The organism is Rheinheimera tilapiae (assembly GCF_042432165.1).
Classification (GTDB): Bacteria; Pseudomonadota; Gammaproteobacteria; order Enterobacterales; family Alteromonadaceae; genus Pararheinheimera; species Pararheinheimera tilapiae.
In genome coordinates, this window is the sequence record NZ_JBHLXP010000009.1 from 60,108 (window position 1) to 79,724 (window position 19,617).

Consider the following 19,617-nt stretch of genomic DNA (forward strand, 5'->3'; position numbering starts at 1 on the left):
GTCAAAAAATTTGAAATTAGATAACTTAATTACGAAACTTCACTCGTACTTTAGTCAAAAGTTTGTAAGTCAACTTGAGAATAACTTCGAACAAATAAAATACTGGACTAATAAAAGTGATGATAGCTTTAACGAGCATTTAACCACTCAAAAAAATGCGCATACAACTGATCAAATCAAACACAAAACTACAAAAGGTAAAGATGTCGTATTATCTAATCATGAAAATTATCAAGATGAACTTATTGAACATCTTGTGTTAGGTCATAACGGTGATGGCAATAACGAATTAAAAGCTAGTCACACATCAATGGACGCTCAAAGTTTCGATTCTTTACACCAACGTCTATATCACGACTTTTTAAGAGAAAGTAACGCTAGAGAAGAACTAAGAGCCGACTTAACTAAGAAAATACAACGTATTGTTAACGTTGATGACTTTGGCGGAGATCCTACAGGTCAAAAGGACAGTACGAAAGCTTTCCAAGACGCATTAGGTAACGGCAATGTACAGGTAACTATGAGTGGTGGTACTTACCTTACAACAGGTATTAAAATGCCTAACAACTCTCGTTTGGTAGGACAAGGTAAAGACATTACTACAATTAAGTTTATGGACGAAACACCTGCAGAAAATATTGGTATCACTAACTTAAAAATGAGTGGTGGAGCTGAAAACATTTCATTAGAAAGTTTTTCGTTCAACGGGAATAAGTTTAGACAAAATAAAACACTTAAAGCTACCGGTGGTTCTCGTTCATCTAACATTAGATTTGCGGGTGTAACTAATGGATATATCTATAACGTTAAATCATATGACGCTTTACTACACTGTATCGATGTAACATATGCAAATGACAATTATTACTACGAAGGCGATGGAAACAGAGTGCCTTACGCATTAGAAAGTAAGCATATTCATATTGATAATTGTGAGGTATATGGTTGCGGAGATGATGGTATCACTACCCATCACTCTCGTTACATTACAATTTCTAATTGTTATGCACATACACCAACAGGTGGAAGTAATAACAACGGTGTAGAAATTGACGATGGCTCACAATATGTGTTCTTATCAAACAACAGAACCAAAGGTAACTTCGGTGGTTTAGAAATCAAAGCACACAGTAATGCAAGTGCTGCAAGTGGTGTGTTCGTTAACGGTCACGTATCAATCGAAGATACAAGAGCTTACAACATTCGACACATCGGTCATCATAGAGCTAAAACGGACAATAAAAGTTTGACTGCTTATGACGTGGTGCTAAATAATTGCTTAGCTTTAAACCCTAAATACAATGGTGTGTATCCAGGCTCAACACCTAGAGCATTATTAATCAGTGCTTATAAAAATGTATCAGTCAATAATTTCACTGCAATTGGTGATGATGATTTCGGAAAATTAGAAGGTGGAAAACTAGATAAAAAACAACCAGCAATAGCCATCCAATTCATGTCCGAAAACATCTCGCTTAATAATATTAATGTGCGTAACTTTAAAAATGCAGAAGTAGATATTAGATTATTTGGCGGAGATAATAGACCTTCAAGAGTTATTTTAAACAATATCAATATTTGGAATTCATCTAACAATATCGGTATCGGTGTTGGAAGTAAAATATACGATACTAAAATAACTAATTGTAACTTACACGGTAATGGTTCGGGCATAGGATTACGTTTGACAAATAACCACGCTATGATTAGTGGTATCACAGCAAACAATTATTCAACACCTGCATGGATAGCCGGCGAAAAATACGACACACCTCCTACAGTTGGAAAAGGCGGCGCTAGTATAGCGTCTACAGGAAGTGCTGGTGTAGCAAACGCTAGTGCAGTTATTGCATCTACAGGTGGTTCGAAAGCATACAGTAATCGTAGCTTTGTATTAGGTTCTGGTGCTAACTCCAAATCTTATGGTTCACGTAGCGGTATTATCAATTCACTTAATTCTGAAACTGATAAAAAAGGCCATACACAACTGATTATGAATAGTAATCGTGTTAAGTCACCTGGTAACTATCATGTTGTCGCTGGATATGGTTCTAGTGGTAATGCTTCTACATCTAACATTAAATTTGATTTAAGCACTTATTCAGGAAACTTAACTTTAGCCGGTCAACTTAAACAAGATAGTGCCGATATCGCAGAGTTATTTGAGTCACAAAATGGATTAGCAATCGATTTAGGAACTATCGTTACATTAGACGGCGATAAGATAAGAAAAGCGCAACCTAATGACACACCAATTGGCGTTATATCTGGAACTGCCGCGTTGGTAGCGAACGAAAAAACGTTCCACCACAAAGATAGATTTCTTAAAAACGAATATGGTGTGACTATCACGAATAGAAAACAAGTTGAATTTGTAGATGATGAGGGCAACGTTTCTTTCGAATGGCGTGACATACCAGTAGAAAACCCTGAATATAACGACAAAATCGATTATCAATCACGTTCAGAAAGACCTGAATGGAATGTAGTCGGATTATTAGGTCAAATCTACACAAACATTGAGAAAGACGTTATACCAGGCGACTATATCAACGGTAGAGCAGGTGTAGGATATAAAGATAATGTGAATGGTAAAGGCAGAGTCATGAAGATAACTTCTGAATACACTGAAGAACGTGGCTGTGCAATAGCATTAGTATTGTGGGGTGCTAAATAATGGAATTAGAAAAAGTAGGTAAACTTGATTTAAATGAAGAACCATATTTACAACCGATATCTAATAGAGGTATCGGTTTTTATAATCTCGATAAAAATACTGCTAAATTTCAATTTGTAGTACAAAAAGACAACAAACCTTTGTTAATCAGCGATAAGAACGTTAAAGGTTATGCTTTCTTTAAAGCTGCGAACGGAACAGAAGAAAAACGACCTAGTACATCGGGTGTATTAGACGTAGAGTTCATTGATCCAATGAAAGGATTAATAGGCATTACGGTACCTCAATGGTTTCTGAAAAATGTTGTCGATTCTGAAGTGTTGGGTGAAATTTACTTATCACTCAATGATGTGAATAACGTAGGGAAAGACGACACTGTTGTGTTAGGTACTTTTAAATTCACGGTACGCGACAGTCTTATCAATCAAATAGAAAGCGACATTAAAGTATCTTATATTCGCATGTTTGATGATTTGCGTTCGGAATTAGAAAAGAAAGTGCAACAACTTAAGCAAGATATAGGCGATACACAAACGTTGATTGAATCTATTAAGCAAACAGCTGAAGAATACCTCATTAAAATAAACAAGGCTCAAGCAGACGCTATTGTTTCAATTACAGACGCATTATTGTCGTCTAACCAAAGCATTGACTTAGAGAGAGAAGAAGCGTTAAGACAAATAGATGCTAAACGTGACGCTATCAAGACGGATTATGATTTAGCTTCAGATACATTCCAAAAAATTTATGATAGCAATGTGGACGCTTTTAATTCAAATGTTAATCAAGCTAACACAACAATTGATGAAAAGCTACAAACATTTAATGAAACCCTTGAAAGAGATGGCTTTACTACTCCTGAATATGTAGAAAGTAAGTTTACAGAAAAGGATTGGCAAAAATTTAAATTAACAAATGATGATGGTACTAATTTTTATGATGCTAACCTACAAATAGATTTCGATAATAACGAACAATTAATGTCTTTACCGATAGGAACTAGATATGTTGTTCTTACTTTGAACAACCCAACTGGAACAAATAATAATGGGTGGTTAACAAAGTATAAAAGAAATGGAGATGCAGTTCTAATACAATACCAACCTTACAATTCAACTGTAATCTACCAAAAAAGATTTTATAAGAGTTGGAGTGGTTGGGAACGTGTCGGTTCAGATGTTGTAGATACTGGTTGGATTGATTTACAACTAGTGAACAGTGCATCACCTCATAACGACTTAGTTACTAAGGGTGGCTTCACTAGTGCGTACAGAACAATTACACAAAATGGAGTTACTAAGAAAATGTTACGCATTAATGCTACAACGATTAAACATGGACAGACCATTGCACTTTTACCTAAAGAATTCGTCAAAAACTTAATGTTTTTCTCAATAAGTGCACCTAGAAACAAAAATAGTGGACGTATTTCGTTGAACACATCAGGAACAGTGAATTTTGACGCTACTGTAGATCCATCAGCGTGGACTGATACAGATTATATTTACGGTCAATATGAATGGACGGAGTGATGAAATGAAAGTAGTTTATTTATGGAAAAATGGACAAGCAATTATTGTTCACAAAAACGAAGAAGATGAATATGTTTATCCTGATGAAAAATGGACTGAGAACAAACCTCCTCAAGGTATCATCTTACCTTGCTATTATGACGGTAAACAATGGGTTGGACAAACCCAAGATGAGCTAGAAAAGATGTTGCCTGAAGTAGAAATTCCTGTTGATGACAAAGATATTGCTATAGCTAAATTAACTAGCTTAGTTGTCGATTTACAAGAAGAGGTTATGAGTTTGAAGCAGAACATCGCACTAATAACTGAAGAACAAGCAAATCAAAAATTGGGGGAAGCATAATATGGATAAAGTAGTAATCGATTTATATAAGAAAAAATTATACACTGACGAAACTTTCAAAAAGTTTGTTAGAGTTGGTTGGATTACTCCGGAACAATTTAAAGAAACTACAGGTAAAGATTACGAACCACAAGTTAAATAGCTTGTGGTTTTTATTTTAAGCAAAGTAGGTGTTTGTATGACAGAAAGTAGCCAAAGAGGAGATTATGAACGACGTATAAAAAGGTTGGAAGATAACGACGAAAAAATCTTCGACTCTTTGGAAAAGATTAAAGATGGACAACACAGTCAAAATTTGATTAATCAAAAAATGAATTTTACTTTAGATTCGATAAATAGAGAAAGGGAGTTAGAAAAAGAAAACAAAAAAGAAAGTAAAGAAGATATCAAAAAGATTAAATTCTGGGTTTTAGGACTTGTCGGTACGATTATTTCAACCTTAATCATAACGACTGTCAAAATGATATTTGGTCTTTAAAGGAGGTGAGTTACCATGTTCGGATTATTTTTAGGCGCAAGTTTTTGGGAATGTTTCTGGTTTGGTAAATGTAAATAATTGAGAAACAAAGCCGGCTTTTTAGTCGGCTTTTTATTATGCCGGAAATGAGGTGGATATATGGGATTACCTAGTCCTAAAAGAAGAAAACCTACTGCTTCGGAAGTTGCAGCATGGGCAAAAAGGATGATTGGCAGAAGAGTTGATGTAGACGGTTATTATGGCGCCCAGTGTTGGGATTTACCAAACTACATTTTCAATAGATATTGGCATTTTAAAACAACAGGAAATGCGATTGCTATGGCATGGTATAGATATCCTAAAGGCTTCAAATTCTATAGGAACACTAGAAACTTTGTTCCGAAACCTGGTGACATGGCAGTTTGGGGAAAGGGCTCCTTTAATAACGGTGTTGGGCATACTGCTGTTGTCATAGGTCCATCTACCAAAAGTTACTTTACTAGTGTGGATCAAAATTGGATTGGTGCAAATAGTTATACAGGCTCACCTGGTGCGAAAATTAAACATAGTTATAACGGTATAAGTGGGTTCGTCAGACCTCCCTACCACGCAGAAACTAAGAAACCATCGAAACCAAGTAGTACACCGTCCAAACCTTCTAATGACAACACTCCTAAAAACACAAAAGAACAAACAAAACCTATAACTAAAGAGATTACCAAAGTTTCCTATACATCATTCGCATACGATTTAGACGATGATTTGGAATATATTTATCATTACATGGTTGAAGGGCAAAAGTTGATAGGGAAGGTAAAAGGTATATATATCAAAGAGAGTACACATATGCGTTCTGTTGAAGAATTGTATTTACAACGTAATAAATATGTGAATGAAGATGAATACCCTCATGTATATATTGACCGTGAGCGTGTATGGACACCTAGACCTGATTCAGAAGAAGCACCAGAACATCCAGGTTGGCTTGTTATGGAAGTTTGCGGAGGACAAACGGATAGCAAACGCCAATTCATGCTCAATCAAATCAGAGCGTTAATCTACGGCGTTTGGTTGTTAAGTTGGAGTAAGGTGAAACTTTCTGAATCGTCAATCAAAGCAGATCCTAACATATGGCGTTCTATGAAAGATTTAATCAATTACGACTTAATCAAAAATGGTATTCCTGATGAAAGTAAATATAAAGAAGTCGAGAAGAAAATTATCGGTTTATATTTGAAAAGAGATAAATTACTTACAGAAACAATTACTACAACAACTACAAAGACAAAGATAAAAATTAAACCTAAAACTTCGGTCGACAATCCTTCACAGAACGATAAGTCGACAGGTAAAACGACAAACAGAACTTCAAATAAACCTCGTGTAGTTGTAGAGAAAAGTAAATATACTTTCCAACAAGCGCTTAATGCACAAATGGCTCATGGCATGCCTCAAAAATCTTATAGTTGGGGTTGGGGTAATGCTTCTAGGTCACAAACAAGTAAGTATATGAATCCTAACACTATATGGAATAGTTCAACTCAACGCTATCAAATGCTAGATTTAGGAAAATATCAAGGTATATCAGTAAGTAAGTTGAATAAGATACTTAAAGGTAAAGGCACTTTATCCGGTCAAGGTAAAGCTTTCGCAGACGGTTGTAAGAAATACAACGTAAATGAAATATACTTAATTGCTCACGCATTCTTAGAAAGTGGATATGGCCGTAGTAACTTTGCCAGTGGACGTTATGGTATTTACAATTACTTTGGTATTGCAGCATATGACAATAACCCTAATGCTTCCATAGCTTACGCTAGAAGACAAGGTTGGACGAGTCCACGTAATGGTATTATAGGTGGGGCTAAGTTCGTTAGAAAACAATTCTTTAATCAAGGTAAGAACACTTTGTACCGAATGCGTTGGAACCCTAAAAACCCCGGTCGTATGCAATATGCTACTGCGATTGAGTGGTGTAATTTCCAAGCAACAACAATAAACAGTTTATACAAAAAAGTAGGATTAAAAGGTATGTATTATATCAGAGATAAATATAGATAAAAGGCTACTCACTGACGGTGGGTAGCCTTTAATAATTGAAAGAGGTGTGTATATGTTACAAAAACTTACAGATGTTGCTACTAATATAAATGTTAGTACAGCTGAGAACGGTTTTATTGGCGCTAATTTTTATACAGAAGATGACGGATCAGCTTATATAAGAATCACTATCAGAGATAACAACGAAGTGTTAGATTTTAACAAAACTGATATGACTCCTCGTTTAGATTTGTTTAGTTCAGACGGTTCTATATTCACTAATGAACCGTTAGAGATCATTTTACCTGAATACGGCGTCATTCAATATAAGGTGTCTGACAATGTCATTAAACACGCAGGGAAAGTAGACGCGAAATTATTCTTAGCTAATGAAAAGGATAGTGTTCACGTCGCTAACTTTTATTTCACTATCACAGATAGTGGAATGACTGGACCGATTGGAAAAGAAATACATGTAGATTCATTACAAGATTTAGTTAGAAACGTTATGAAAGAGAATGCTATAGGATTATTAGATGATGATTTCAAAGATAAGTTAGAGAACGATTTGAAAGTATATATGGAAGAAAATGCTGATACATTCAAAGGAGAACAGGGTATACAAGGTGTTCCTGGAAAAGACGGTAAACCATTCACGTATAACGATTTCACACAAGAACAATTAGACCAGTTAAAGGCTAAAGGTACTGACACAGGCTGGCAAACACTTCCTCTTGTGAACGGAATTACACAAGCTGGGACACTTAACAAGCCAATGTATAAATTAATCTCTATTAATGATACAGAAATGCTATTTATAAAAGGTGCAGTAAGTTCCATTAACAGTAAAGAAATGATTTTTGCGAAACTCCCGAAAAACATCTCGGATAAGGTGAAAGATTATAAACAATATACAAAAGCGGGCGTTAATTCATCTCAATTAATCATCTACAACGTGACTATAACTCAAAGTGGAGATTTAGAAATAACATTTGACCCTAAAAGTGAAGCAATGCCTTATGGCGCTTATTACATCGAAGGAATAGTCGTTTTATAGGAGGCGGGAATATGAAGACAAAGCAAATTTATTTTTATGATGGCACACCATATTTAGTTATTGAAAATCACAATGGAGAAATGGAATATCCTAAAGGACAATGGACTGATATAGAACCTCCAGAAGGAATATATACTCCTTGTCATTTTGATGGTAAACAATGGATTGGCAATACTAAAGAAAATTGGGAAGACTCACAACCGAAAAGCGAAAATGAAGATACGACAAATAAAAACAATGAAAAAGAAGATATTATAGCTGACCTATCTTTAGAGTTGTTAAAAACTCAAGAAGAATTAATGGATGTTAGAAAAGATATATCAGATTTAACTATTCAAATTTTAGGAGGCACAACAAATGCATGATATCGGAGTTAAATATTATAAAATGGGTTACTACACTAACGAACAATTTGCTTTATTTGTAAAAAGAGGGTTTGTAACACCGGAAGAATATTTAGAGTTAACAGGTATTGAATATGATCCAGAAAAAGTGAATGTATAGAATAATTGATAGCCGACGCTTTGCGTTGGCTTTTTATTTTACTTAAAAAGGAGATATGAGTATGAGAAATTTCTTAGGAATAAATTGGCATGTAAGATTTAATAATCCTATAGCTATTATTCAATTAATTGTAGGTGCATTTATGCCTATTCTTGTTTATTTAGGAATTGATTGGCATTCATTAACTACTTGGGGTGCTGTTGGAGAAGCTTTATTAAAATTTATTAGCAATCCAATTGCTGTAATTGGTGTGTTAGTAAGTCTATATATGTCGGCAGTAGACGGTACAAGTGCTGGTTTATCCGATAGTTTAATGGCTCAAGAATATAAGAAACCTAATAAAGAATAGGAGGCCTATAAAATGGCAGAAAAATGGAATGGAGTACCAGTGCGTTACGATTTGTTGCCAATTGGAACACGTCGGAGTGGAGAAGCATTACACACTAAAAATGGAAAACCTAGTTTTGCAGTTATTCATGATACCGGGAATCCAAATACTACTGCACAAGATAATGTGAATTATTATAAAAATACGTATAATATTGCTTGGAGCATGGTAGCAAGTGCTCATATTTTTGTAGATGATAAAGAAGCAATTATATGTATTCCGGTTACAGAGGTAGCATGGCACGTCATGTTGAATACTACTATAGATAATCAGTGGTATAATGCTGATGCTGACTATGCAGCATTTGGTGTAGAAGCATGTTACTTCACAGATAAGAAACGTAGCTTAAAGTCATTAGATAATGCAGCACGTATCATGGCTTATCTCACTAAATTTTGGAAAATTAACTATAAAAATGAAATGCCAGGTCATCAAGACATACAGTATGATAAACAAGATCCGGGTAACTTACTAGAAGCTTGTGGTTTAGGTCGTAATACAAGTATTTTTGACGGTTATGTAGCTAAACATATTGATGGAGTTAAAGTTCCTAAAGTTAGCAATAAGAAAGCCGGAAACAAAGGTAAAAACAAAGAAAAACCTAAATCTAAGCCATCAACAAAAGATTACCAAAGTGCAATCAACTATATGTATAGCTTGAAAGGTAAGTTTGTTGACTTCGATAATCGTTGGGCGTATCAGTGTATGGACTTAGCAGTTGATTACGTATATCACATAACTAATGGTAAAGTTAGAATGTGGGGTAATGCGAAAGATAGTATCCTCAATATATTCCCTAAAGGTTGGAAGATTGTCAAAAATACACCGGATTATGTACCACCAGTTGGAGCAATTGGTGTATGTACGTATGGTATATACCAAAGATACGGTCACATCTATTTAGTTTGGGATAATAGTGGAGGAACCAACACACAAACTGTATTAGAACAAAACTTTGATGGTAATGCAGATACGCCTGCAAAACTACGTGTTGATAATTTTTATGGAACAACACATTACATCGTGCCATCGTTTGTTGATGAAGATTATGATGTTAATAAAATTAAAACAGTCACGACACGTAAGGCTACAAATAAATATAATGGTAAACGAGTACCTAAAAACTTAGTATGGAGTAAAACTCCTCATTATATTGCAAAAGCAGACAGTGCAGATGTCACTATCTGCAAAGATGTTAAAAATGGATATATGAAGAAAACTAATCTTGTATACAAAGCAGGTTATAGTCCGTTTTACGTGTATGAAGTGCGTGAAGGTTGGGCACGTGTTTATTCAGAAAGTAGTAATTACTGGGTATGGCATGAGCGCTTGATCATCACTAAAGAATATAAACACAATGAAACAAAAGATGGTAAAAAAGCAAGTAAGCAAACAAAAGAAATGAAGAAAATAGCAAAGAAATCTAAAAATAAGCTATCTATAGGTCAAATACCACCTAAAAAATTAGGTTGGCAACGCAAAAAGTACTTTGCAGCACGTTCAGATAGCTTTGGTGCAACGATACTTAATAGACATGGAGGTAAAGGTAATTATTCGTGGAATATGACTAATACAACATATGGTAAAGGTCAATTATTCTATGTTTACGAGATTATCGACGGTTGGTGTCGTGTACACGGTCCTAGTGATAACTACTGGGTACGGCACGAAAGACTAAGAATTACAAAAGTATATTAAATTATGTGGTATAATATAGGTACCACGTCATTATACAAGGGTAGTCACTATGACTACCCTCTTTTTTTATTGTATAATAATCTTTGTTCCCAATTTTAAATTGATACTATATTCTAAACCACGTTCTTTATGGGCGTGGTTATTTGTGGCCGACATCAATGTCGGTCGTAAATATGTTATAATAGGCATAGAACTATCCACCCAGTGTGGAAAAGTCACGTCTTTCTTACGAACTAAGAAAGCTTTTTTTCACCTATCTACCACGTGTAGAAAAGGTACACGATAACGTAATAGTCTATTTTACGTTGTTAGGTTATGTTATACTTCATTTACAAAGGTTTTACACCTAGTAAAAAATTAAAGATCGCATGGATCAACTCAATTGAGAATGGTCTAAATCAAACCGCCCACACATGTCACTGGGTGGTCTTTTTTATTTTAAACGCCTCGATTTCGACACGGATAATCTAAACCCGTAGAATCAGACGGGTTCTATAAAAATACGGAAGTATACACATTAAATATTAATGCATGTACCACCATACATCTTTGTTGATTGTTCTACCACTGCAACCTTTTGTCCATGACCAGCAGCATGTGCCGCTAATGTTTTACCTGCTTTTCCAAAACCAATAATAATCAAATCATAATTTTTCATGGTTTTATCCCTCCTGTAAAATATCTGCCAAAACATCTGTAATATTTTTATTTTTGTAAAAATCTAAAATTATTTGATGTTCTTGAGAATAATAATGTGACATTGTATGAGCAATTTTCTTAGAAATTTGACAATGACTGTCAGAATCGCCAGTAAATCGTCTTTGGCTATTATTTTTATCTAAAACAAAGTGTTGATATAACTTGGCTAAATCTACTTGAGCAGTATGTTGATTGGCTTGATAGCCTCCTGCTTTACCACGTTGAACTTTGATATAGTTGTGTTCAGTTAAATATGCTAGAACGCGCCTAAGTTGTACAGGGTTCAGACATGTTAATTTAGCTAATTCTTTACTATTGAATTGTTCTTGATCGTGTTGAGCAAGAAAACATAATACATGTACTGCAATATTGAATTCTAAATTCATTTTTACCCACCTTAATGTAACTTCATTAGTTACATTAAAGCGTATAATGATTTTAAGGTCAAGATAATTGTTCCTAATAGGTATTTAACATGAATGAATAAGTTACAATTGGGGTAGAATATATTTAAGTATATTAAATAAAGGAGATGACTTTAATGGTAAATCAAGTACAATTAGGTAAATCTAGTGTCAACGTTTTTCCTATCGCATTAGGTACAAATGCAGTAGGTGGCCATAATTTATATCCTAATTTGGATGAAGAGCAAGGCAAAGAAGTTGTTCGTCAAGCTATTGATAATGGTATAACATTATTAGATACAGCATATATTTACGGGCCCGAACGTTCCGAAGAATTAGTTGGACAAGTTGTAAAAGAATATCCACGCGAGAAAGTGCAAATTGCAACAAAAGGTTCACATGTTATTAAAGAAAATGGAGAAGTTGTTCAAAATAACGATCCAGAATTTTTAAAACAGCAAGTTGAAAATAGTTTGGAACGTCTTCAAGTGGATTATATTGATTTGTATTATATTCATTTTCCTGATGACGATACACCAAAAGATAAAGCGGTAGCCGCTCTCAAAGAGCTTAAAGATGAAGGTAAAATTAAAGCAATAGGTGTATCTAATTTCTCTTTAGAACAATTAAAAGAAGCGAATAAAGATGGATATGTTGATGTTGTTCAATTAGAATACAATTTATTACATCGTGAAAATGAAGAAGTAATGGCATATGCTGCTGAAAATAATATTACATTTGTTCCTTACTTCCCACTTGCTTCAGGTATACTAGCTGGCAAGTACGATGAAAATCAAACATTTGAGGATCATCGTGCAGAACGTCCTGATTTTCAGCCAGACGTATTCAAAGATAATGTTCGTCGTGTAAAAGCATTAACTGATATTGCAGAAGCACATGATACAACGATTGCCAATGTCGTATTAGCATTTTATCTTACACGTCCATCACTAGATGTTGTCATTCCTGGTGCAAAACGTGCAGAGCAAGTTGTTGAAAATATTGATGCTGCAAATATTGAATTATCACAAGGTGAAATAGACAAAATTGATAGTTTATTCTCAATTAAAAATTAACTTAAGAGATAGATTAAGAACCTGAGACATCATTTGTTGTCTCAGGTATTTTTTATGCAATAAAAAATAGTACTGAATTGAAAAATATTTGTAACAACTGTTCATACTCTCATACTTGTTATCTCAATGGAATAAACCATTGAGTATGAATGTTAACTTATTTTTATGTCTTGAATTTGAACTCATTTAGATTAGAATTCTAAGATTAACTTTTTAATATTCATGAAATTATTTATAAGTAGGAAGATAGACGACATTGATAACAGTATTTTTGGTAACAATCGTCCAAAAGCTAACGTAGTGCAGTTCATAAAATAAGCATTTAATCATGTAAAAGAATGGAATAGAGAAATAACCAAATCATGATTTCAAGAAGGTTAGTATGAAATTATAATATTGAGTGAATATTTAATGCTTGCTTTTAAATTTTAAAAAATTAGAAATATGTGTATAAAAAATATTGTGTCAAATAATCATTTTTTAAAAGGTGTAGTTATTAATAGTTTTAAAATAAATTTTTGTGAAGCTTTTTGAATGTCTAGATTGAATTAAGGTATCATACATGTGGTATAATGCCTATATTAATAGTGAAGTAAATAGTTAGGGGAGAAGTCACATGTATAGTGTCAGACAAGCAACTGAAAAAGATGTTGTAGCGATAAGAGATGTTGCGACAAAAGCTTGGTATAACACATATTTAAATATTTATGCTGCTTCAACAGTTAATGAACTGTTGGCCGCTTCATATAATGAAACGCATTTAAAAAAGAGACTAAATGAGCAATTATTTTTAGTGGCAGAAGAAGATAGTGAGATTGTTGGTTTTGCAAATTTCATTTATGGTGAAGAGCTTTATTTATCTGCACACTATGTTAGACCTGAATCTCAACATAGAGGTTATGGAACTCGTTTGCTAGAAGCGGGGTTGAAAAGGTTTAAAGACCAGTATGAAACAGTTTATTTAGAAGTTGATAACAATAATAGTAATGGCATCGAATATTATCAAAATCATGGATTCGAGATTATTCGCTCATATCAACCTGAAATGTATGGTGAAATCATGGATTTAGCTTTAATGAAGAAATCATTTTAACAAACATATGAATAATTAACATTGTTTCGTCTAGTAATATGAGGAACAAAAAATAAATGTTTTTTGGAATATATAGGATAGGAGGGAAAGTATGACGCTATCATCATATGCAACGAGTAAATTAACAGAAGAAAAGGTATTTAAAGATCCAATTCATCGATTTATCCACGTACAGGATCAATTGATTTGGGACTTAATTAAAACAAAAGAATTCCAACGCTTGAGACGTATTAAACAACTAGGTACTTTGTATTTATCATTTCATACAGCCGAACATAGTCGTTTTGGACACTCTTTGGGTGTTTATGAAATTGTGCGCCGAATGATTGATGAGACATTTATAGGACAAGACGCGTGGGATAATACTGATCGGCCACTTGCGTTGTGTGCTGCGTTGTTACATGATTTAGGTCATGGTCCTTTCTCTCATAGTTTTGAAAAAATATTTAATACAGACCATGAAGCATTTACACAAGCTATTATCACAGGAGACACTGAGGTTAATGGTGTACTAAGTCGAGTCTCTGATAACTTTCCTAAACAAGTAGCTGATGTAATTAATAAAACGCACGATAATAAGCTTGTTATTTCTATGATTTCCTCACAAATTGATGCTGATCGAATGGACTATTTACAAAGAGATGCATATTTTACAGGCGTAACGTATGGCTCATTTGATATGGAGCGTATTTTAAGGTTGATGAGACCATCTAAAGAAGAAGTGTTAATTAAAGATAGTGGTATGCATGCTGTCGAAAATTTTATTATGAGTCGTTATCAAATGTATTGGCAAATATATTTTCATCCAGTAAGCCGTGGTGGGGAAGTTTTATTAAACAATTGTTTAAAACGAGCTAAGCAGCTTTATAATGAAGGATATGAATTTAAAATGTATCCAAAAGACTTTATACCATTCTTTGAAGGAACAATGACGATTGAACAATATGTAGAACTTGATGAAGCAGTTGTATTGTATTACTTGAAGAAATGGATTCATGAAAATGATACAATATTAAGTGATTTATCAAGACGGTTTATCAATCGAGATTTATTTAAATATATTCCTTTCGACGGTTCAATTATTACCATTTCGGAATTGCAAGAATTATTTGAAGCGGGTGGTATTAATCCTGATTATTACTTTGTAAGTGAAGCATTTTCAGATTTACCTTATGATTATGATCGCCCAGGCTCAAATCGCAAACCGATTCATTTATTAAAAAGTAATGGTGGAATTACAGAAATAAGTAATCAATCATTGGTGATTAATAGTATTACAGGGATTAATAGAGAAGACCATAAATTATATTATCCTAAAGAGATGATTTTAAAAATTAAAGATTATCAAATTAAAGGTTCTATTATTAACTTACTTAATGAATTAAATTAACAGTTAAGAATAAGATATATAGTCTTTATTTGATGACTTATTAGGAGGTATCTCGTTTGTCTGAGAAAAAAGGTTTCAATTTCAATATTATAAAAAATGATCCACTAGATGGTCATAAAGGAACCAATATTGGTTCGATTAGTTTAGATAATATTGCCCCGGTTTTTATAGATGTTGAAAATCAGAAGGCATTTGTTGATATTGGTGGTATGCACGCACGTGCTGAAGTTGAAAAGGGTGTCAAGTGGATTACTGACAAATCACAAGTTGAAGGTGAGGAGGCTAAAGCATACTGGCTATGTTGGGTGACGACCGAACGTAGTGAAGAAGGGCCATATTATGCGGGTGTGACTGCATGCTATTTATTAGTTAACAAAAGTATTAGACGTGGTTATAAGAGCATGCCAGAACATGTTAATATGATGGATAAGTCTATGAAACATCAATTTATCATCGACCAAATCGGTGATGATAACAAACAAATTTTAAAAGAATTTCTACAAAATCATAACGTTGAAATGTGGAATAATTCTAGTGAAGAACTATATCGAGCATTTGAATAGAATAAAAGGATAGGTGACTGTTTTATGTAGAATGACTGTCCCTATCCTTTTTTGATGTGCAAAATTTAAATGAATAAAACTAATTTATTGAAGTATATTTCCTATATGATATGTTTGATAGAGTTGTTGTAATACCTCGTTATGAATTACTTGAAACGGTTGTTTTGTAGTTTTAGCTATTTTCTTCAAATCTTCATACTCGGGTTTCATTTTCATAATTTTTCCATTTTGTAGGCCAAATTTAATGGAAACAGTGCCGTGTTGTGTAGAAAGAATTTTGAATGCGCGGTTCAAGGTCTTTCTATTAACAGAAGTACTTCTGACGCCTAAAGAACTTGTTTCTTGTAAGATAAGTTGTTCGAAATATGTCTTATCATGTAATTTACATATTAACGTTAACTGCGTGCTTGGGCGACTTTTTTTCATAAATATAGGCGTATAGTAAGCATCTAAAGCACCTTGCTCTAACGCATTATTCATAAAATAACCTAATGCTTCAGGTGTCATATCATCTATTTGACACTCTATTACTTGGACGCTATCTTGTTGCTCGAATTCAGATTCAAATTGAATAACCCTTAATATATTAGGGAAATCAAAATCCTTACTGCCGGCGCCATAGCCTATATGTTGTATTGTTGCTGAAGGAAATGGCCCAAACGATGAAACAAGTCCCTTAGCAAATGCAGCACCAGTAGGGGTTGTGAGTTCACTTTGAACATCAAAATGTGCGATTGGTATACCTTTAAGAATTTCAGCAGTAGCTGGTGCAGGGATTGGATAAATGCCATGAGCAATATTGATTTTACCATGACCTGTTGGAATAGCTGAACAGTATAATGTGTTAATCCCTAGTTGTTCTAGTGCAATACACCCACCAATAATATCTATAATAGAGTCCATTGCCCCCACTTCATGAAAGTGAACTTCTTCAAACGACATGCCATGAATTTTAGCTTCTGCTTGACCAATGATTTCAAAAATTTTCTTACTGCGATATTTAACCCTTTCCGGAAGTGTACTGTCATCTATCATTTTAAATATATCATTAACGTGACGATGATGATTTGCTTCTTTAACATCAATGTTTAATGTCATTGCATGAATACCTTGTTTTACTCTTTTTTGAAAATGTAGCTTAAATTGATCTAAAGGTAATTTTTTTAGTTCTGATTCAATGTCTTCAGGGTTTGCTCCTAAATCAACTAAAGCAGAAAGTAGCATATCTCCGGCAATACCTGCGTGGCAATCTAAATATAATGCTTTTGTCATAAAGATACCTCACTCTCTTTATTTTCTAGCATATGAATAATCTGTGCAGCGTTGTAACCGCCACCAAATCCATTATTGATATTTAATACGCTGGTTCCGGGTGCGCAACTATTTATCATTGATAATAGGGTGGTAACCCCATTCAAGTTTGCTCCATAACCTACACTCGTTGGTACTGCATATACAGGGTGGTTGACTAATCCTCCAACAACACTTGCTAAAGCGCCTTCCATTCCAGCTATAACGATAGAAACTTTCCCTCTGCGTATATCATGAATGTTGGATAATAAGCGATGAATACCTGAAACCCCGACATCATAAAATCGTTTTACACTTACTCCCATGATTTCAGCGGTTAATGCAGCTTCTTCTGCAATAGGTAAATCAGAAGTTCCAGCACAAAGTACAGAAACATAGTATTTAGATTGTGGTATATCTTTTAGTGGAGTGCTAATTAACTGTGCAGTTTGATGATATTCCAAGTTTGGATAATGTTGTAAAATGTATTTTGCTTTCATTTCATCAACACGTGTCACTAGAATAACTTCATTATGAAATATCAAACTAGAGATGATTTTAGTGATTTGTTCTTTTGTTTTTCCTTGCCCAAAGATAACTTCGGGAAATCCTTGACGCTGTGCTCTATGTAAGTCAATTTTAGCAAAGCCCAATTCGTCATAATGACTGAGTTGGGCTTTAGCATCATTAATAGATAGTTGATTTGATTTTACAGCTTTGAGCACCTCTTCTATAGAATTATAACTATGGCTCATAGGTACTCACATCCTTATTTAAAACTTGTAGATTTGGTATCAATGATTTCATTCATACTACCTGTACGATAGCCTTCTAAATCCATTGTTACATAGTCAAATCCTAATTCTTTCAAATGTAATATGATACTGTCTTTCAATTTAAGAAGATTATTTAATTGATCTTCTGTTACTTCAATGCGTGCTATGTTGTGATGATAGCGTACTCGTACGTGGTTAATACCTAGGCTTAAAATGAATTTTTCTGCTTCGTTGACCTTGTTAACTTTTGTAAAACTTAATTCCTCACCATAAGGTATTCTTGATGCTAGACTACATAAGGCTGGTTTATTCCATACAGGCAAGTCATGTTGATGACTTAATTCTCTAACTTCAGATTTATATAGTTTTGCTTCTTGTAAAACGCTACGAACACCAAAGTCGTCTCTTGCTTTTAATCCGGGACGAAAATCATCTAAGTCATCCATAATCATACCATCTAGCACATAATTAAATCCTAGTTTATTCTTAATATTCTCAAGTTGACTATACATCAAGCGCTTGCTATAGTACCAACTTTCAGGCGTATTTTTAACGATATTCGCATCTTGAAGTTCAGACATTTCAGTTTCTAATACTTCAACACCTAGACTTTGTCCAAGTTTAAGCGCTAGTTCAAACTCTTCATTTCTAAATAATTCTGATTTTACTACAACAGGTTTAACATAGTTAACACCTAAAATATCAATCGCTTTTTTCAGTAACAAGCTACTATCTACTCCACCTGAGAAGGCAATTACTACACTCTGCATGTCTTTCAATAGTGCGTCTAATTTCATTTCTTTAGTATTTAATTCAGTCATAGTTTCCATCCTCCATTTATTATTCTTTATCTTCTACGTACGGTATTGTTAAAGGACCTTGTGGCATAACACCAATGGTTAATTTACGGCCATATCGATGTTCTAATTCTTGTATTGTATGTTCAATGTTAGAGGTTGGGATTAACATCGAGTCTTTAAGTTGTTGGTCAGTAAGTTCTGAATAAACATGCACATTGGCAAAAGTTTGAATACTTGCTTGTTTTTGTACTTGCCATTGGTCAACTTCCTTAAAGTTTGGATTGTGAATAAGTTCTAAAATACCTTGAGGTGTGTCTGCCATTTTGAAAATTTCGGCAAACTTACCATGATCAGGAAAGCCATCTGCACACTCAGATACCATAATAATATGACCGTCTTTTTTAACAACTTTACTCGCTGCACTCATCCCTTTAACTGTTTGATATAAATTTTGATCTAAAGGATAGCCAGAATTTGATGCGATAACAATATCAAAGCGTTGCTCACATTTAAACATTGCATGATCTTTTACATATGCGCATCCTTCTTTGTGTGTATCTAAGATTTCACCAGCAAATGCTGCAGTAATTTCTTTACTTTTATTCAATGCAACATTAAGTAAAAAGTCAGGTTTACACATACGGTTAACTTCCCGTGCCATATCTTGAACTGGATTGTCTTCTAAATTTCCCCACGTTGATCTCGGATCGCCAATCATTTTTGCATTATGAAATGTTTGAATTGTTTCTAAACCTGCAATTCCAGGCATTATCCCTTTAGGTCCACCTGAAAATCCGGCGAAAAAGTGTGGTTCAATAAAACCTGTTACA

General features: G+C 34.0%; 21 protein-coding genes. 15 read left to right on the plus strand and 6 right to left on the minus strand.

All coding sequences use genetic code 11. The features are described from left to right. The first annotated feature begins 10 nt into the window (after window positions 1–10). From ACFFJP_RS20305 to ACFFJP_RS20355, 11 genes are all read left to right on the plus strand, one after another. Complete coding sequence (locus ACFFJP_RS20305) at window positions 11–2,677, plus strand: peptidase G2 autoproteolytic cleavage domain-containing protein (RefSeq protein WP_377248631.1); 2,667 nt, start codon at window positions 11–13, stop codon at window positions 2,675–2,677. Beyond that, the gene (locus ACFFJP_RS20310) at window positions 2,677–4,209 is read left to right on the plus strand and encodes a BppU family phage baseplate upper protein (protein ID WP_016050384.1); all 1,533 of its coding nucleotides are present in this window, start codon (window positions 2,677–2,679) and stop codon (window positions 4,207–4,209) included. Before ACFFJP_RS20305 ends, ACFFJP_RS20310 begins: the two co-directional genes overlap by 1 nt. A 4-nt stretch (window positions 4,210–4,213) precedes the next feature. Then, window positions 4,214–4,552 carry a hypothetical protein gene (locus ACFFJP_RS20315; RefSeq protein ID WP_002469446.1) on the plus strand — a complete coding sequence of 113 codons (339 nt, stop codon included), beginning with the start codon at window positions 4,214–4,216 and terminating at the stop codon, window positions 4,550–4,552. A gap of 1 nt (window position 4,553) precedes the next feature. Further along, entirely contained in the window at window positions 4,554–4,694 is a 141-nt protein-coding gene (locus ACFFJP_RS20320) for an XkdX family protein (RefSeq protein ID WP_001830255.1), read from the plus strand. 36 nt (window positions 4,695–4,730) lie between these two features. Continuing rightward, window positions 4,731–5,030, plus strand: a complete 300-nt coding sequence (locus tag ACFFJP_RS20325; RefSeq protein ID WP_002504955.1) for a DUF2951 family protein — start codon at window positions 4,731–4,733, stop codon at window positions 5,028–5,030. Between the two features lie 138 nt (window positions 5,031–5,168). Further along, window positions 5,169–7,070, plus strand: a complete 1,902-nt coding sequence (locus ACFFJP_RS20330) for a glucosaminidase domain-containing protein (RefSeq protein WP_377248636.1) — start codon at window positions 5,169–5,171, stop codon at window positions 7,068–7,070. A 52-nt stretch (window positions 7,071–7,122) separates the two neighbouring features. Continuing rightward, window positions 7,123–8,106 (plus strand): BppU family phage baseplate upper protein, encoded by a 984-nt coding sequence (locus tag ACFFJP_RS20335; RefSeq protein ID WP_002439244.1) that lies wholly within the window; start codon window positions 7,123–7,125, stop codon window positions 8,104–8,106. Between the two features lie 11 nt (window positions 8,107–8,117). Then, window positions 8,118–8,471 (plus strand): YomQ N-terminal domain-containing protein, encoded by a 354-nt coding sequence (locus ACFFJP_RS20340; protein ID WP_002439245.1) that lies wholly within the window; start codon window positions 8,118–8,120, stop codon window positions 8,469–8,471. Continuing rightward, the gene (locus ACFFJP_RS20345) at window positions 8,464–8,610 is read left to right on the plus strand and encodes an XkdX family protein (protein WP_002439246.1); all 147 of its coding nucleotides are present in this window, start codon (window positions 8,464–8,466) and stop codon (window positions 8,608–8,610) included. Before ACFFJP_RS20340 ends, ACFFJP_RS20345 begins: the two co-directional genes overlap by 8 nt. Window positions 8,611–8,671: 61 nt before the next feature. Further along, on the plus strand, window positions 8,672–8,959 hold the full coding sequence (locus tag ACFFJP_RS20350; protein WP_002439247.1) for a phage holin: 288 nt from the start codon (window positions 8,672–8,674) through the stop codon (window positions 8,957–8,959). Window positions 8,960–8,971: 12 nt separating this feature from the next. Beyond that, the gene (locus ACFFJP_RS20355; protein WP_002439248.1) at window positions 8,972–10,696 is read left to right on the plus strand and encodes an N-acetylmuramoyl-L-alanine amidase; all 1,725 of its coding nucleotides are present in this window, start codon (window positions 8,972–8,974) and stop codon (window positions 10,694–10,696) included. A 517-nt stretch (window positions 10,697–11,213) separates the two neighbouring features. Here ACFFJP_RS20355 and ACFFJP_RS20360 read toward each other — a convergent pair. After that, window positions 11,214–11,354, minus strand: a complete 141-nt coding sequence (locus ACFFJP_RS20360; protein WP_002475599.1) for an FAD-binding protein — start codon at window positions 11,352–11,354, stop codon at window positions 11,214–11,216. 4 nt (window positions 11,355–11,358) lie between these two features. Continuing rightward, window positions 11,359–11,781: a redox-sensitive transcriptional regulator HypR gene (gene hypR, locus ACFFJP_RS20365; protein WP_002468721.1), complete on the minus strand. Its 423-nt coding sequence runs from the start codon at window positions 11,779–11,781 to the stop codon at window positions 11,359–11,361. Between the two features lie 155 nt (window positions 11,782–11,936). On the opposite strand from hypR, the gene ACFFJP_RS20370 reads away from it, so the two are divergent. The 4 genes from ACFFJP_RS20370 (at window position 11,937) to ACFFJP_RS20385 (ending at window position 15,921) form a co-directional block, all read left to right on the plus strand. Beyond that, window positions 11,937–12,875: an aldo/keto reductase gene (locus ACFFJP_RS20370; protein ID WP_002484561.1), complete on the plus strand. Its 939-nt coding sequence runs from the start codon at window positions 11,937–11,939 to the stop codon at window positions 12,873–12,875. Window positions 12,876–13,491: 616 nt separating this feature from the next. Beyond that, the gene (locus ACFFJP_RS20375) at window positions 13,492–13,968 is read left to right on the plus strand and encodes a GNAT family N-acetyltransferase (RefSeq protein WP_002438748.1); all 477 of its coding nucleotides are present in this window, start codon (window positions 13,492–13,494) and stop codon (window positions 13,966–13,968) included. A 91-nt stretch (window positions 13,969–14,059) separates the two neighbouring features. Continuing rightward, window positions 14,060–15,358, plus strand: a complete 1,299-nt coding sequence (locus ACFFJP_RS20380; protein WP_002438750.1) for an HD domain-containing protein — start codon at window positions 14,060–14,062, stop codon at window positions 15,356–15,358. 56 nt (window positions 15,359–15,414) lie between these two features. Then, the gene (locus ACFFJP_RS20385; RefSeq protein WP_002438753.1) at window positions 15,415–15,921 is read left to right on the plus strand and encodes a YwhD family protein; all 507 of its coding nucleotides are present in this window, start codon (window positions 15,415–15,417) and stop codon (window positions 15,919–15,921) included. A gap of 84 nt (window positions 15,922–16,005) precedes the next feature. On the opposite strand, the gene larC is transcribed toward ACFFJP_RS20385, so the two are convergent. The 4 genes from larC to ACFFJP_RS20405 all read right to left on the minus strand — a co-directional run. Next, complete coding sequence (gene larC, locus ACFFJP_RS20390) at window positions 16,006–17,193, minus strand: nickel pincer cofactor biosynthesis protein LarC (protein ID WP_002438754.1); 1,188 nt, start codon at window positions 17,191–17,193, stop codon at window positions 16,006–16,008. Continuing rightward, on the minus strand, window positions 17,190–17,966 hold the full coding sequence (gene larB / locus ACFFJP_RS20395) for a nickel pincer cofactor biosynthesis protein LarB (RefSeq protein WP_002438755.1): 777 nt from the start codon (window positions 17,964–17,966) through the stop codon (window positions 17,190–17,192). Before larB ends, larC begins: the two co-directional genes overlap by 4 nt. 14 nt (window positions 17,967–17,980) lie before the next feature. Continuing rightward, on the minus strand, window positions 17,981–18,808 hold the full coding sequence (larE, locus tag ACFFJP_RS20400) for an ATP-dependent sacrificial sulfur transferase LarE (protein WP_002468728.1): 828 nt from the start codon (window positions 18,806–18,808) through the stop codon (window positions 17,981–17,983). Window positions 18,809–18,827: 19 nt separating this feature from the next. Next, a partial coding sequence (locus ACFFJP_RS20405) for a lactate racemase domain-containing protein (RefSeq protein WP_377248645.1) occupies window positions 18,828–19,617 on the minus strand: 790 nt, incomplete at its 5' end.

Coding starts and splice junctions, on each gene's coding strand:
- ACFFJP_RS20310 (WP_016050384.1), top strand. CDS start 2,677: ATGGAATTAGAAAAAGTAGGTAAACTTGATTTAAATGAAGAACCATAT.
- ACFFJP_RS20315 (WP_002469446.1), top strand. CDS start 4,214: ATGAAAGTAGTTTATTTATGGAAAAATGGACAAGCAATTATTGTTCAC.
- ACFFJP_RS20320 (WP_001830255.1), top strand. CDS start 4,554: ATGGATAAAGTAGTAATCGATTTATATAAGAAAAAATTATACACTGAC.
- ACFFJP_RS20325 (WP_002504955.1), top strand. CDS start 4,731: ATGACAGAAAGTAGCCAAAGAGGAGATTATGAACGACGTATAAAAAGG.
- ACFFJP_RS20330 (WP_377248636.1), top strand. CDS start 5,169: ATGGGATTACCTAGTCCTAAAAGAAGAAAACCTACTGCTTCGGAAGTT.
- ACFFJP_RS20335 (WP_002439244.1), top strand. CDS start 7,123: ATGTTACAAAAACTTACAGATGTTGCTACTAATATAAATGTTAGTACA.
- ACFFJP_RS20340 (WP_002439245.1), top strand. CDS start 8,118: ATGAAGACAAAGCAAATTTATTTTTATGATGGCACACCATATTTAGTT.
- ACFFJP_RS20345 (WP_002439246.1), top strand. CDS start 8,464: ATGCATGATATCGGAGTTAAATATTATAAAATGGGTTACTACACTAAC.
- ACFFJP_RS20350 (WP_002439247.1), top strand. CDS start 8,672: ATGAGAAATTTCTTAGGAATAAATTGGCATGTAAGATTTAATAATCCT.
- ACFFJP_RS20355 (WP_002439248.1), top strand. CDS start 8,972: ATGGCAGAAAAATGGAATGGAGTACCAGTGCGTTACGATTTGTTGCCA.
- ACFFJP_RS20360 (WP_002475599.1), bottom strand. CDS start 11,354: ATGAAAAATTATGATTTGATTATTATTGGTTTTGGAAAAGCAGGTAAA.
- hypR (WP_002468721.1), bottom strand. CDS start 11,781: ATGAATTTAGAATTCAATATTGCAGTACATGTATTATGTTTTCTTGCT.
- ACFFJP_RS20370 (WP_002484561.1), top strand. CDS start 11,937: ATGGTAAATCAAGTACAATTAGGTAAATCTAGTGTCAACGTTTTTCCT.
- ACFFJP_RS20375 (WP_002438748.1), top strand. CDS start 13,492: ATGTATAGTGTCAGACAAGCAACTGAAAAAGATGTTGTAGCGATAAGA.
- ACFFJP_RS20380 (WP_002438750.1), top strand. CDS start 14,060: ATGACGCTATCATCATATGCAACGAGTAAATTAACAGAAGAAAAGGTA.
- larC (WP_002438754.1), bottom strand. CDS start 17,193: ATGACAAAAGCATTATATTTAGATTGCCACGCAGGTATTGCCGGAGAT.
- larB (WP_002438755.1), bottom strand. CDS start 17,966: ATGAGCCATAGTTATAATTCTATAGAAGAGGTGCTCAAAGCTGTAAAA.
- larE (WP_002468728.1), bottom strand. CDS start 18,808: ATGACTGAATTAAATACTAAAGAAATGAAATTAGACGCACTATTGAAA.